Consider the following 15385-nt stretch of genomic DNA (forward strand, 5'->3'; position numbering starts at 1 on the left):
CTATGAAAAAAAAACTAATCCACCTCTTTCTTTTCGAAAGAAGAAGGGGGAGAAAACTGTTTCTTGTTATGAAACTATCCCTATTTTTAATTCTAATAAGTATAGTCGGAGCATCGGCCAGCGTTTATTCGCAATCAGTGCGAATTGATATGCAGCTACACGATGCAAGTCTTGAGAATGTTTTTCAATCCATTCAAGATCAAACCGAGTTCGATATCTTTTACAAAAATGAACACCTGCCACGTTACAAAAAGGTAGATGCAGTTTATGCAAAAGCCACCGTAGAACATGTGTTGGATGATGTTTTATTAGGTACGGGGTTGAAATACAGAGTGTTTAATAAAGACATTGTAATTACAAAGGATAATGATCCCGGAAATGGTAATGAGCTGAAACCACAGCAGAAAACCGTTAAAGGAGTAATTACCGATACTGACGGAAATCCAATGCCCGGTGTAACCATCGTTGTAAAAGGAACTTCGAATGGCACTGTTACCAATATCGACGGACAGTATTCGTTACCGGGAGTTCCGGTTGATGGTACTCTATTGTTTTCGTTTGTGGGTATGCAAACCCAGGAAATAATAGTAGGCAGCCAAACCGAAATAAATGTAACCATGCTTGCCGACGCAATTAACGTTGACGAGGTAGTTGTTGTGGGTTATGGTACTTTGGAGAAAAAAGAAGTAACCAGTTCTATTACAACTGTAAAATCAAAAGATCTGATTCCTGGTGGTTCAGGAAATCCACTTATCGGAATGCAGGGAAAAGTTACAGGTTTAAGTATTCAGTCTACTAACGGTACCAGCCCGAATGCTTCAACATCAGTACAATTGCGTGGTGTTGCTTCTGTATTGGCCGGACAGGGACCACTTATTGTAATCGACGGTGTTCCGGGTGGAAGTTTAAACTCGGTAAGCCGCGAAGATATTGAATCGATCGACGTATTGAAAGATGCATCGGCCGGAGCAATTTATGGTACACGAGCCGCAGGTGGTGTAATTCTTATCACTACAAAATCAGCAAAAGCCGGAAAAATCCGTTTGACTTATACATCGGAGTTCACGACAGAAACCATCCGCCGTAAACCTGAAGTTTTGAGTGCCGAAGAGTTTGTTGCCAACGATTTGGGTACGGATTACGGAAGTTCTACCGACTGGTACGACGAAGTGACTGTTGACAATCCGTTTAGTCAACGTCATCATATAAACTTAAGTGGTGGTTCAGAAACATCGCGTATTTACGCCACATTCCTGGCTTCCGATCAGGAAGGTATTGCAATTGGCGATAAAAGAGAAGAAATGGGTGGACGTATCAACGCCAACTTTACGTTAATGGATGGTTTTGCCGAAATTATTGCGCATGCCGATTATCGTAAAACTAACAGCGATCGCTCACACAACGGTATCTTTAATATGGCATTGAAACTGAATCCGACTCAAGCTGCCTACGACGATACACAAGTTCATGGTTACAATGTTTGGACCGGTGGTTGGGAATACTACAACCCAGTGGCCGATATTAAATTGCGCACAGATCAGGGACACTCAACAAATTTCCTTGGTGATGTAACATTAAAATTGAATATCACCGATAATTTGAGTACCCAGGCTATGATTGCGCATCGCGCAAATGAATACCGCGATATTTTATACTATTCGGCGCAGCATAAAGAATCGTTGGATAATGCCAGAGCTGGTCGCGCACGTCAGGCATACGGTCGTAATATGGATAAGACTTTCGAATGGTTGGCAAAATATATCAACACTTTCGGAGAGCATTCAATTAACGCGGTGGCTGGTTATAGTTTCCAGGAGTTTAATGCTGATGGTTTTGATATGACGAACTATGATTTCCCGGTTGACGGAATTGAGGCCTGGGATATGGGAAAAGGAACATTCCTTTCGGAAGGTAAAGCATCAATGGGATCGTGGAAAGATCCCCGCGAAAGATTGATCGCGTTTTTTGGCCGTGCCAATTATACATTCCGCGAAAAATATATTCTTTCGGTTAGCGGACGTTACGAAGGTTCTTCGAAGTTCTACACCGATAATCAATGGGGATTTTTCCCTGCAGTATCGGCCGGATGGCGCATCAGTGACGAGTCGTTTATGGATAATGTGACTGCTGTAAGCGATTTAAAAATTCGTGGAGGTTATGGTGTTACAGGTAACCAAAGTTTTTCACCGGGTGCTGCAACACGTATGTACGCTTCTGATACCTGGTGGTTGGTTGACGATGAATGGATTTATACCTACGGATCGGCACATAACCAAAATAAAGACCTGCAATGGGAAGAGAAAAAAGAATTTAACGCCGGTGTTGATTTCGGATTTTTCAACAACAAATTAACCGGTAAATTCGATGTATACGATCGTAAGGTAGATAAAATGATTTATGATATTTCTGTTTCTGTGCCACCTGCAGTACACGACAAAACCACAATGAACGTTGGAAGTTTGCGTAACAAAGGTTGGGAAGCTGAAATTAATTACAATGCTGTAAAGGCGGCCAACTGGGATTATTCTACAACATTCCGCATTTCACACAACAAATCTACTCTGGAGTCGCTTTGGGGCAGTCAAACCTATTGGGATAGGGTAGGATTTCCTGCTCCCGGCTCTCCGGGTAATGCCGTTCGTTTGTTCCCGGGGCAAGACATTGGTAAATTCTACGTATGGCGCTTTGCTGGTTTCACCGACGAAGGAAACTGGATGTTGTACGACAAAGACGGAAATGCGTTTGACGTAACCCAGCAAACAAAAACAAACGACGACAAAGCTTTTGTTGGAAACGCAATCCCAAAAGTTCAAATGTCGTGGAACAACACCGTTAGTTTCAGAAACTGGGAAATGGAAGCCTTCTTTACCAGTTGGTTAGGACACGATGTGTTCAATACAATCGATATGTACTACGGTTTGCCAAATGTTGAAGAGCAAAACGTTTTGGCTGATGCATTTGAGAAAAACAAAAACGTAACCGGCGAGAAAGAACTTTGTGATTACTGGATAGAAGATGGTGATTTCATCAAATTGAAAGCTTTGACATTGCGTTATCGTTTTGATACCGGAAATATAAGTTGGTTGCAAAATGCCAATGTATATGTTACCGGAAGAGATCTGTTTACCATTACGTCTTATTCGGGAATGGATCCGGAGTCGAACATAAATGGTTTAGATCCCGGTTTCGAGTGGCATAATAACATTTATCCACGTACCCGTACCTGGACTTTGGGTGTGCAATTAACTTTCTAACCTTTAAATCGAATTGTTATGAAAATTAAATCATATAGTTTACTACTAATCATGTTGTTGTTTACCGGTGTGGCTTGTACCGACCTGGAAGAGGAATGGTACTCGGCCGTTGTTCCGGAAACATTCTTTAAAACAGAGCAGGATGTAAAAGCTGCTTTGTACCGCTCTTTTACCCACGCACGCTGGTATGTTCAGGAAGACAGATGGCAATTGCAGGAAATGACTGCCGACCAGTTTGCAATTACTACCAAAGGTCCTCACTGGTATAACGGTGGTGAAAACTACCGCTATCACTATCACCAGTGGACAATTAATGATGGTTGGATTTGGGGAACCTGGCGCGGTACGCTTATGGGAGTTGCATTGGCTTTAGATACCAAGCAAGACCTTGAAAATCTTGACTACAGCACAGTTGGTTTAACCGATGAAGACAAAGCGTCGCATGTGATGCAGTTACAGACTTTAATTGCTTATTTCTATTTACGTGGCCTCGATTACTTTGGCGGGCTTCCGATTTTTACTTCAAACGAAGGCGAAAATATTCCGAGAAGCACCGATAAAGAAACCTTCAACCATATTGAAAGTTTGCTTTTGGAAGCGATTCCGCAGTTGCCTAAAAAGGTAGCCGGCGAGAAAGAAGAAGGTTCACTTCGAAGAGGAGCGGCTGCGGCAATGTTAGCTCAGTTGTATTTTAATGCTGAATCGTATATCGGAGAAGATCGTTATTCAGAGTGTGCTACAGTTTGTCAGGGAATTCTTAACGGAGAATATGGCGATTACGAATTGGATTCAAATTGGTATGGTTCTTTGGGTTTCTACAATAACGAATCGCCTGAAGTAATCTGGTCGGCTCCGTCGGAGTTTAACAAACTTCAGTACGACTGGATGTGGAACCGTTTCTACCACTACGAAACGTATAAATATTTTGGTTTGGATGGCGGTGCCTGGAATGGTCATCACCTGCAACCATCGCGTAAACCAACCGGTGAAATTTATACCGAATTCAAACTGGGTAATCCATACGAAAAATTCGATGATGGCGATTTACGCAAAAAACCTTACCTGTATAAAGGAGGAGGAAAATACGAAGGAATGTTCCTTGTTGGCGATCAAATCAGTCCTTACGGAACTTCGTACGGAACCCAGGAATACAAAGATGAAGTGATTTCGTTTGTTGACATGGTGGCTACGTTCAAAAAAGTAGGCGACGAATATCCTGATATCGCATCGTTACCATCAACAATGGCCGACGGTGAAGAGAATACGGGAATTCGTTTGGTCAAAGCTCCAATGCCAAACCTTGCCGACGAATCGTTGCGCTGGGGAGCTGATAACGCAATAATGCGCTTGGCTGAAGTTTATTATATGTTGGCAGAATGTAAGTTCCGCGCAGGCGACAAACAAGCAGCTGCCGACTTAATCAACGAGGTTCGCGTACGCAATTTTGAAGATGGTAATGATCCAAATCCTGTTACTTCAGCAAATTTAGACGATTACAGGATGCTTAACGAGTGGGGGGTGGAGTTTCTTGGAGAAGGCCGCCGTCGTACCGATTTAATCCGTTGGAATAAATTTGTAAACGACGATTGGTGGGATCATGAAGCTTCTAATTCGCAGCATTTGCGTCGTTTCCCTGTGCCACAAGATGCACTTTCCGGCAATAACGCGCTAGAACAAAATCCAGGATACAACTAAACCTGATAGTCTAGTAATTAGTTTATGAATGGGAGGCTGCCTTTGGGTGGCCTCTTTTTTTTGGAAGACATCACAAATTGTTTTAAGTTTATTCGTCTAAATCAACTTAAAACTAATAACATGCAAAACAGGAGAAATTTCCTCGCTACCATTGGCACAATTGCTGCCGGTGCTGTAGTATCCAATCCTTTAAAAGCTGCTGTTTTATCCGAAGGTGAAAAACTAAAAATGGTTTTGGTGGGTACCGGAATCCGCGGAAACAGTTTTTGGGGCAAACGTCTGGTCGACAACTATTCTGATATTTTAGAATTTGTTGCTTTGGTAGATATAAATCCGGGCCGTGTAAAATATGCTGCCGATTTTATCGGAGTAGATAAGAACTGCAAAACATACACCGATTTTGATGAAATGATAGGTGAGCAATCGCCCGATTTAATCATTGTAACTACGCCTGATGCCACGCATCACCAATACATTGTTAAATCGCTGGAAAACGGAGTTGATGTGCTGACCGAAAAACCGCTTACCACCGATGAAGACAAGTGCCAGGAAATACTTGATGCCGAGCGACGGTACAAACGAAAAGTGATTGTAGGTTTTAACTATCGCTGGAGTCCGTACAACACCAAAATCAAGGAGTTGCTAATGAATAATACCATTGGAAAACTTGTTTCCGTTGATTTTTCGTGGATGTTGAATACCAGTCACGGAGCGTCGTATTTCAGACGTTGGCATGGGCAACGCGAGTGGAGCGGAACTTTATTGATTCACAAAGCTACGCACCATTTCGATTTGCTAAACTGGTGGATCGATTCCGATCCGGATGAAGTTTATGCCAAGGGAGATTTAGAGTTTTATGGAAACCGTAGAGAGAAAAGTGGTGTAAACTGCCGTTCGTGCGATGAAAAGGACAGTTGTCCGTTTTTCTGGGATATTACCCAAAGTCCAACGGAATACAACCTGTATGCTAAACACGAACAATACGATGGTTACATCCGCGATAATTGTTTGTTCCGGCCCGAAATCAACATTTACGATAAAATGAATGTGAATGTAAAATATGCCAATAACGTTTATCTGAATTACATGCTTACAACTTATTCGCCATGGGAAGGCTGGCGTGTTGCATTTAACGGCACCGAAGGTCGTATTGAAGCATTTTTGGATGTTCCTTACCTGGAAGACGTACAAATATCGCAGGAAGACATGCACCGTGCTGAAATGGATCAGAGCGGAAATCAGGAACAGATTAACAAGCCAATTATTCTGCATAAACTCTGGGGCGAACAGGAAATTATAAACGTAGGCTACAGTCGTGGTGGCCATGGTGGCGGCGATGAACGCTTACATGATTATATTTTCAGAACACCTGATGCAGAGGATGAATTTCAGCATCTGGCAGGAACACGCGATGGAGCAATGTCGATTTTGATAGGAACTGCTGCCCGAAACAGTATAGAATCGGGAATGCCTGTTAAAGTGGGTAGTTTAACCACATTGCAACCGCGAAGCAATCGATTAACGTAATTCAAATTTCTACCATAAAAAAAAACGCAGTCAATGTTTTATTGCTGCGTTTTTTTTGTGCTTTTTAAAAAGTTATTTCGTTTTAATCTTCTTTTACCTCTGCTGGTTTTTCACCTTTTGCAAACCGCCTGATTTTAATATTCAGGTAGGCAAAAAGAATGGTCATAAACGGACTGATGATATTAAAGAAAGCGTAAGGTGCGTACGACCATGTATCAACACCCAAAACACGCGATTGTGTTGCCCCGCAGGTATTCCAGGGAATAAGTACTGAGGTAATTGTTCCACTGTCTTCTAAAGTACGACTCAATACTTCGGGTTTCAGACCTTTTTCTTCGTAGGTTTTTCGGTACATTCTTCCTGGTACAACCAATGCAATATACTGGTCGGAAGCTGTGGTGTTAAAAAAGATACAGGTTCCAACTGTTGATGCCACCAAACTTCCCGTACTTTTCGCATATTTTACAATAGGTTGTGTAATTCGTTTTAACAAACCTGCCGATTCCATAACTCCGCCAAATACCATTGCCGAAAGTATCAGCCATACCGTATCAAGCATACCGCGCATTCCTGAGGTACTCAGCAGGTCATTCACATTTGCATTTGATGTAGTGAGGCTAACATCGCCAAACATGGCCTGCATAACTGAATAATAAGATGCCGTGCCGTAGTTGTTAACTTCTCCGGCAATAGAATTTATGATATCGGGTTGAAAAATTACAGCAAACAATCCTCCCAAAAGCGTACCAATTAACAACGAAGGAAGTGGCGGTACTTTTAGAATAATTACTGTGATCAGAATCACCGGAACGAGGAACAATAACGGACTGGTATTAAATGTTGCATCGATAGCAACTTTCACATCTTCAACATTTATTGAAGTATTCGTAAAATCGTAGTTAAAACCCATGATCAGAAAAATAATCAGGGTCAAAGTCATTGTTGGCACGGTGGTTAATGTCATGTATCGGATATGTGTAAACAGATCGGTTCCGGCCATGGCGGGTGCAAGATTTGTAGTATCGCTAAGTGGACTCATTTTATCTCCAAAATATGCACCACTGATGATGGCTCCTGCAACAACCGCTTCATCAATACCAATAGCTTTTCCAATTCCGAGCAGGGCAATTCCAATGGTTGCAATGGTCGACCACGAACTTCCGGTGGCTACACTAACAATAGCACTCACTACAACTGCGGTAAACAAAAACAGTTTAGGACTGATAATATCCAAACCATAATAAATCATTGCTGGTACTACACCGCTGATCAACCATGTTCCGGCCAATGATCCAATTAATAGAAGTATCAATATTGAAGGCATTGCCGATCCGATTGTCGACACAATTTTATTACTGATTCTATCCCAGCTAAAGCCCAAACGATAAGCAACAACTCCGGCAATGGCAGCAGCCAACATCAACGCAACCTGGTTGGCGCCGGCTAAAGTGTCGTCAAAAAGTAATACGTTAAGTGTTAATAATCCAATTAAAATGAGAATTGGCAACAATGCCAGAAAAAGTGATGCTTCGCGTTTTGTTGTCATAAATGAGCTGATAAATTAATGAGGCGCCAAAATAACATATTATAGTTGAAAAATGTAATAAAAAACCGCAGAAATAGCGCATTTTGTAAAAAACAAGCCTTAAAATAAAAACAAGCTACATTTTATTTATTGGATAATTATTTGTTTTTATTTTCGTTCTTTGTTAATTAACAAATTGATATGAAGCAGGGTTTTACAAGGATAATTACCATTTTAATATTTCTATTTTGTGTTGGCCAGTCGATGGCTCAACGTGCTAATGGTTTAGCAGTTGAAGGAACAATTACAGTGCAGGAAGGATCTCCCGAAGGTGCTATCATTCAGATGTATCGCGATGGAGTTCGGCTTGATAATTATGGTGTTGGAGCCGATGGGAAATATAACGTTGAGTTGAACTGGAACCACAAGTGGGAGTTGATCTTTCAGCATGAAGGAAATTTTAGTCAGAAAATTGTAATTGAAACCGATGTTCCCCGTGATGTGCTAAATGCTGATCCTAAATTTCCACCTTTTCCGGGAAACATAAACTTGTTTACCGAAATTCCGGGTATCGACAATTCGTTTGCTGAGAACACGATCTTTAAAATATTCTACAGTCCAAGCGTTGATAATTTTGTGAAGGAGGTGTATTATAACGATGCGCAAATTGAGCGGCTGATTTATCAGGCGATTGCTCAAGCGCAGCAAGTGGATGCCAATGCCGATTTTATGGCGCGGTTAACACGTGCCGAACTGGCCGAATTAAGAAAAGAATACAACGAACTGCTGGAACAGGCCGGAAAGGAATACAGTAACGAAGAGTTTTTAGAGGCGCTGGATGGCTATAAAGCGGCAAGTAAGATTTTCCCGAGCGAGCAGTTTCCAAAAGACCGGATTGCTGAAATAAACGACCTTTTAGGATTGATAATGGCAGCCGAAGAGTTGGATGCGGCCATGCTTGCACGCTTTAATAAATTGGTTAAAGAAGGCGATCTGCACTTTTCAAGCCGCAAGTTACCTGAAGCTAAAAATTCATACAACCGCGCGTTATCCATCAAACCCTTTGATCAGTACGTTAACGATCAGCTTAAAAAAATTGCCGATTTACAGGAGCAGCAACGTGTTAATGGTAATTATCAGGATTTGATTGCACAGGGCGATCAGGCAATCGATGAATTGTTGTACAATGAGGCTTTGGGGCTTTTTAACCAGGCATTGAAAATCAGGCCAAACGAACAATATCCAAAAACAAAGATTGCCGAAATTAATGGACTGCTGGCCGAACAACGTAAAAGTCAGGAAAAACAGGATAATTACGACGATGCCATGTCGGAAGGCGAACGGATGTTTTCGAAGCAGTTTTACGACAGGGCGCTCACCTCGTTTGAAAATGCACTGTCGTACAAACCAAATGATATACGGGCAACACGCCGAATTGAGGATACAAAAAAGGAGATGACTGCCATTCTTAACCGGATGGAGTTTGATAAATTTATTGCGGCTGCTGATAAGGCCTATAAAAAAGAAGATTTTCCGGAAGCTTTGTCGAACTATGAACAGGCACTCGCTTTGGTTCCCGACGAACCAAGGACTAAAAAGAGGGTGGAAGAGATCACTCAGATTCTTTATGCGCAAAACAGCTTTAACGAGTTTGTAAGTCAGGCCGACAAACAGTTTGATGCACAAAGTTATCCCAACGCAAAATCGCTGTACATTAAAGCCAATGAGCTGAAAGCTGGCGATAAACATGTTGCAGAACGAATTGCAGAAATTGATAGGATTATTGCACAGCAAGGTGTCGATCAGCAATACGACCAGGTTATTGCACAGGCAGATAATATGCTGGCATTAAAAAATTACCAGGATGCCCGGGGCAAATACAACGAAGCATTGGCCGTTAAACCACGGGAACAATATCCGAAGGACAAACTGGATGAAATTGCTACTGTTTTAAATGATCTGGCACGCCTGGATCGTGAGTACAGTGATTTAATTGCAACTGCCGATCGTTCGTTTGAACGAAAAGCATACGAAGAGGCGAAAACAACTTTTGCCGAAGCCGCACAATTAAAGCCGGAAGAGACTTATCCGCCGGAGATGATTACTAAAATTGATGGTTTAATTGCTGAACAGGAACGTTTGGCACAAGAAGCTGCTGAAGCCGAAGCAGCTCGATTGGCAGCCATTCAAGCTGAGAAAGATAAAAACTACAGCGATGCTATTGCAAGAGCTGATGAATTGTTTACAGCAGAGAATTACGAAATCTCCCGCAACGAATATCGTGCAGCTCTGGATATTAAACCGGAAGAAACATATCCGCAGCAACGTATCGATGAAATCGGCACTGTTCTGTCACAATTTTCTGCAGCTCAAAAAGCTTATGAAGATGCTGTAGCAGAGGGTGATCGTGAATTCCGCCGCGAAGGTTGGGATGCAGCAATAGCCGCTTACAACACCGCAAAACAAGCCAAAGCAGATGAAGCCTACCCGGATGAACAGCTGACCAAAATCGATTCGATTGTAACCACACGCGAACGTTTGGCACAAGAAGCTGCTGAAGCCGAAGCAGCTCGATTGGCAGCCATTCAGGCTGAAAAGGATAAAAACTACAACGAAACAATTGCTCGAGCGGATGAATTGTTTACAGCTGAGAACTACGAAAACTCCCGCAACGAATACCGCGCAGCCTTGGATATCAAACCAGAAGAGACCTATCCTCAACAACGGATTGATGAGATCGGAAATCTACTGGCTCAACTTTCTGCAGCGCAAAAAGCATATGAAGATGCTGTTGCAGAAGGTGACCGTGAATTCCGTCGCGAAGGTTGGGATGCCGCAATTGCAGCTTACAATACCGCAAAACAAGCGAAAGCAGATGAAGCGTATCCTGAAGAACAGCTGGCAAAAATCGATTCAATTGTAACCACACGCGAACGATTGGCAAGAGAAGAAGCTGAAGCCGAAGCTGCTCGTTTAGCAGCCATTCAGGCAGAAAAGGATAAAAACTACAACGATGCAATCGCTCGTGCTGACGAACTGTTTACAGCCGAGAATTACGAAAACTCGCGCAACGAATACCGCGCAGCTCTGGATATTAAAGCTGAAGAAAGCTATCCGCAACAACGAATTGATGAGATTGGCAACTTGCTGGCACAACTTTCTGCAGCTCAAAAAGCTTATGAAGATGCTGTAGCAGAGGGCGACGGCGAATTCCGTCGCGAAGGTTGGGATGCTGCAATAGCTGCATACAACAATGCAAAACAAGCGAAAACTGACGAAGCTTACCCCGATGAACAGCTGGCAAAAATCGATTCGATAGTAACCACTCGTGAACGATTGGCAAGAGAAGAGGCAGAAGCCGAAGCTGCACGATTAGCCGCTATCCAGGCAGAGACAGATAAAAATTACAACCACGCCATTGCAAGAGCGGATGAATTGTTTACAGCTGAGAACTACGAAAACTCCCGCAACGAATATCGTGCAGCTCTGGATATTAAACCGGAAGAAACATATCCGCAACAACGGATTGATGAAATTGGAAACTTACTCGCACAACTGTCAGAAGCTCAAAAAGCTTATGAAGATGCTGTTGCAGAGGGCGACCGCGAATTCCGCCGCGAAGGTTGGGATGCCGCCATTGCAGCTTACAATACCGCAAAACAAGCAAAAGAAGATGAAGCATATCCGGGAGAACAGCTGGCAAAAATTGATTCGATTGTAACAACACGCGAACGATTGGCCAGAGAAGAGGCAGAAGCTGAAGCCGCTCGTTTGGCAGCAATTCAGGCAGAAAAGGATAAAAACTACAACGATGTAATCGCTCGTGCTGACGAACTGTTTACAGCCGAGAATTACGAAAACTCGCGTAACGAATACCGTGCAGCCCTGGATATTAAACCTGAAGAAACGTATCCGCAGCAACGAATTGACGAGATAGGTAACTTGCTGGCACAACTTTCAGCAGCACAAAAAGCTTATGAAGAAGCTGTTGCAGAAGGTGACCGCGAATTCCGTCGCGAAGGTTGGGATGCTGCAATTGCTGCTTACAATAATGCAAAACAAGCGAAAGCAGATGAAACCTATCCGGGTGAACAGCTGGCAAAAATTGATTCAATCGTAACCACACGTGAACGACTGGCAAGAGAAGAGGCAGAAGCCGAAGCTGCACGTTTAGCTGCCATTCAGGCTGAAAAAGATAAAAACTACAACGATGCCATAACAAGAGCGGATGAATTGTTTACAGCTGAGAACTACGAAAATTCACGCAACGAGTACCGCGCAGCTCTGGATATTAAACCTGAAGAAACATATCCGCAGCAACGGATTGATGAAATTGGAAACTTGATCGCACAACTTTCGGCAGCACAAAAAGCTTATGAAGATGCAGTCGCAGAAGGTGATCGCGAATTTCGTCGCGAAGGTTGGGATGCTGCAATTGTTGCATACAACAATGCAAAACAAGCGAAAGCTGATGAAACGTATCCGGGAGAACAGCTGGCAAAAATCGATTCGATAGTGACCACACGCGAACGATTGGCAAAAGAAGAAGCTGAAGCCGAAGCCGCACGATTGGCAGCAATTCAGGCTGAAAAAGATAAAAACTACGCTGATGCAATTGCACGCGCTGATGAGTTGTTTACTGCAGAGAATTACGAAAACTCTCGAAACGAATACCGCGCTGCATTGGATATCAAACCGGAAGAGACCTATCCGCAACAACGAATTGATGAGATAGGAACAATCTTAGCACAACTTTCGGCTGCACAAAAAGCTTATGAAGATGCAATTGCGCAAGGCGACCGTGAATTCAATAGAGAAGGTTGGGATGCAGCAATTGCAGCTTATAACACAGCAAAACAAGCTAAAACTGACGAAACTTACCCTGATGAACAGCTGGCAAAAATCGATTCGATTGTAACAACTCGTGAAAGATTGGCACGCGAAGCAGCTGAAGCTGAAGCTGCACGTTTAGCAGCCATCCAGGCTGAGAAAGATAAAAATTACGCTGATGCAATTGCACGTGCTGATGAGTTGTTTAAAGCAGAGAACTACGCAAATTCGCGCAACGAATACCGCACAGCTTTGGACATCAAACCGGAAGAAACCTATCCGCAGCAACAAATTGATGAAATTGATCGGATATTAAGAGAATTGGCAGCGGCGAAGGCTGCTCAGGAAGAGCTGGATAGAAAGTATGCAAGTTTAATCATGCAGGCCGATCGCTTCTTCTCTTCAAGTAGTTATACTGCTTCGAGGGAAAATTACACCGAGGCTTCAACATTAAAACCTGAAGAAAACTACCCGAAAGAAAAAATTGAGGAAATAGACGGAATTTTGGCTCAACGCGCCATCGACGAAAAATACCGAAGTGTAATTGTGGTGGCCGACGGTCATTTCAGAACACAGTCGTATGACGATGCCCGTTTACAATACGAGATTGCATTGGGTGTAAAACCGGATGAAGAATATCCGAAAGATCAGATAAGGAAAATTGATGAAATTCGTGAAAACGAACGTAAGCGAGTTGCACAGGAACAAGCCAATGCTGAAGATATAGCGAGAAGGAGAGAGCAAATTGCCCAGTTGGAAGAAGAGCTGGATGAGCAACGGATTTTGGAAGAATCAGGCTTAAATGCCCTCTACGATGAGATCATTAAAAAAGCCGATGGATCGTTTGATATAGAGCAATACAATGTTTCGCGAGCCTGGTATTACAAGGCAGCTGATCTGAAACCTGAAGAAGCTTATCCGCCGCAACGTATTGCCGAGATTAACCGGATTCTGGGTGATATGATGTTAAGCGAACGCGACCGCGAATACCAGCGTTTTATCGATTTGGCTGACGAAAACTTTAGAAACAATGAACTGGCTGTGGCAAGAGGTTGGTACAACCAGGCCTTATCACAAAAAGATGGCGAAGCTTATCCGAGGGAACAGTTGCGCGAAATCGAGCGCCGGATTGCTGAACGTGTTGCCGGTCTGAGTCAGCAGCAGTTTGAAAACTATAAATCCACTGCAAACACTGCGTTTGAATCGGGTAATTACAATGTGGCCCGCTTCTATTACAGAAAGGCGCTGGAGTTGCGATCGGATGATGCAGAGGTGAAAGCCAAATTGCAGGAAATCGAATCCTTACAATAATAAAAGGCCCGGGAGATAATTTCTTCCGGGCTTTTTTTGCTCTATAATTTCGAAAATTCTTTTTGCAAACATTTAAGCATAGCCAGGTCCAAAGCTTCGGAAAAAATACGGACGATATGGACTAGTTTGCCGTCGTAGTATAGCTCTCCCTGCTCAGCATCAAAAAGCTTACACACTCCATTGTATCTTATTTGTTTAATCGCGCTTTCAAACTCCTCCGCATTAAAATGCCTGTTTATTACAATATAACCTTTGTGTTCTTCAACCTGATCCATATAAAAATCAGGTTCTAGCTCTTCCAAAATAAATGGTTTGCTCACTTTGGTTTTAACCTCTCCGTCAAAAGAGAGTTTATCGGTAAATTCCACGTTGTTTTTGGTCAGGCAATCCTGCAGTTTTACCAATTGACTGTAATCCGGAAAATCTTTTATCCGAATTGCGGGGTATTGTTTTCCGCCCGATTCAACCACCGCACTCGCAATGTTTATGTGTTCTAACAGACATTTTTCAATGGTTGATGAATAACAAATTAACTCCTCAAGGAAATAGAAATTTTTAGTAAAAAGGAAAATGGAATTGGGTTTCGCCATTCGTGGAACCTGCCCGTAATAATCGGCATAAGGAGTAGAAGCTTCAGCGATATAAACATTGTAGGGTGTATTTAAAGGAATCTGAACCAACTTTTCGTATTTGTAGATTATTCCGTTTACTTGAATGGTATTTTTCATGGTGTTGATTTTAAATTGGTTGAGTTGATACGAAATACAAAAACCGTATTGATCAATACGATTAAGGCGGTGCAAATGTTATACTTTCTTCAATTTCATCTTCAAAATAACATGGGTTTTGTCTTCTGGAATTTTTTTGTATAAAAAGAACCAATGATCTGTTTGAGGTATGTAATATCACTTTGTCGTCAGGCACGTAGTAGGCTTAAACATGACAAATGTTTAGTTTTATAAATATTGTTTTGATTATTATTGTGATGACGAATTGTAATAAATTGTGTCATTTATTTGTCAAAATGAATTTTAATTATGCCGGATTTATGCATTTCTATTCAAAAAGGGGCATTGTGAGTGAAAATAAAATGCAGCCGGGTGTAATGTTAAACACAATTAGCTACCTGTTATTTTAAGTGTAAAGGAATATAAGATACGTTTTGTAAATAGAACCAAAAACGAACTTGTCTTTTACGAATTACAGATCTGAGTTCGCTAATGAAAATTTTCAATATTGAATA

The 15385-nt window shown here is 42.3% G+C and carries 6 protein-coding genes; 4 read left to right on the plus strand and 2 right to left on the minus strand.

The features are described 5' to 3' along the window. Positions 1-68: 68 nt before the first annotated feature. From SLH46_RS09740 to SLH46_RS09750, 3 genes are all read left to right on the plus strand, one after another. On the plus strand, positions 69-3254 hold the full coding sequence (locus tag SLH46_RS09740) for a SusC/RagA family TonB-linked outer membrane protein (RefSeq protein WP_320280988.1): 3186 nt from the start codon (positions 69-71) through the stop codon (positions 3252-3254). A gap of 18 nt (positions 3255-3272) precedes the next feature. After that, positions 3273-4949 carry a RagB/SusD family nutrient uptake outer membrane protein gene (locus tag SLH46_RS09745; RefSeq protein WP_320280989.1) on the plus strand — a complete coding sequence of 559 codons (1677 nt, stop codon included), beginning with the start codon at positions 3273-3275 and terminating at the stop codon, positions 4947-4949. Between the two features lie 120 nt (positions 4950-5069). Next, the gene (locus SLH46_RS09750) at positions 5070-6476 is read left to right on the plus strand and encodes a Gfo/Idh/MocA family protein (RefSeq protein ID WP_320280990.1); all 1407 of its coding nucleotides are present in this window, start codon (positions 5070-5072) and stop codon (positions 6474-6476) included. An 82-nt stretch (positions 6477-6558) separates the two neighbouring features. On the opposite strand, the gene nhaC is transcribed toward SLH46_RS09750, so the two are convergent. Then, a complete protein-coding gene (gene nhaC, locus SLH46_RS09755) occupies positions 6559-8022 on the minus strand; it encodes a Na+/H+ antiporter NhaC (protein ID WP_320280991.1) in 1464 nt (487 codons plus the stop codon). A gap of 180 nt (positions 8023-8202) precedes the next feature. Between nhaC and SLH46_RS09760 the strand changes: the two genes are divergently transcribed. Further along, a complete protein-coding gene (locus SLH46_RS09760) occupies positions 8203-14142 on the plus strand; it encodes a hypothetical protein (protein ID WP_320280992.1) in 5940 nt (1979 codons plus the stop codon). Between the two features lie 41 nt (positions 14143-14183). On the opposite strand, the gene SLH46_RS09765 is transcribed toward SLH46_RS09760, so the two are convergent. Beyond that, positions 14184-14870 carry a hypothetical protein gene (locus tag SLH46_RS09765; RefSeq protein ID WP_320280993.1) on the minus strand — a complete coding sequence of 229 codons (687 nt, stop codon included), beginning with the start codon at positions 14868-14870 and terminating at the stop codon, positions 14184-14186. Positions 14871-15385 lie beyond the last annotated feature (515 nt).

The organism is Draconibacterium sp. IB214405, assembly GCF_033963885.1.
In the GTDB taxonomy this organism is placed as follows: domain Bacteria; phylum Bacteroidota; class Bacteroidia; order Bacteroidales; family Prolixibacteraceae; genus Draconibacterium.

Bases quoted from the DNA above. Each gene is read 5' to 3' on its own strand.
- SLH46_RS09740 (WP_320280988.1), top strand. From the start codon at position 69: ATGAAACTATCCCTATTTTTAATTCTAATAAGTATAGTCGGAGCATCG.
- SLH46_RS09745 (WP_320280989.1), top strand. From the start codon at position 3,273: ATGAAAATTAAATCATATAGTTTACTACTAATCATGTTGTTGTTTACC.
- SLH46_RS09750 (WP_320280990.1), top strand. From the start codon at position 5,070: ATGCAAAACAGGAGAAATTTCCTCGCTACCATTGGCACAATTGCTGCC.
- nhaC (WP_320280991.1), bottom strand. From the start codon at position 8,022: ATGACAACAAAACGCGAAGCATCACTTTTTCTGGCATTGTTGCCAATT.
- SLH46_RS09760 (WP_320280992.1), top strand. From the start codon at position 8,203: ATGAAGCAGGGTTTTACAAGGATAATTACCATTTTAATATTTCTATTT.
- SLH46_RS09765 (WP_320280993.1), bottom strand. From the start codon at position 14,870: ATGAAAAATACCATTCAAGTAAACGGAATAATCTACAAATACGAAAAG.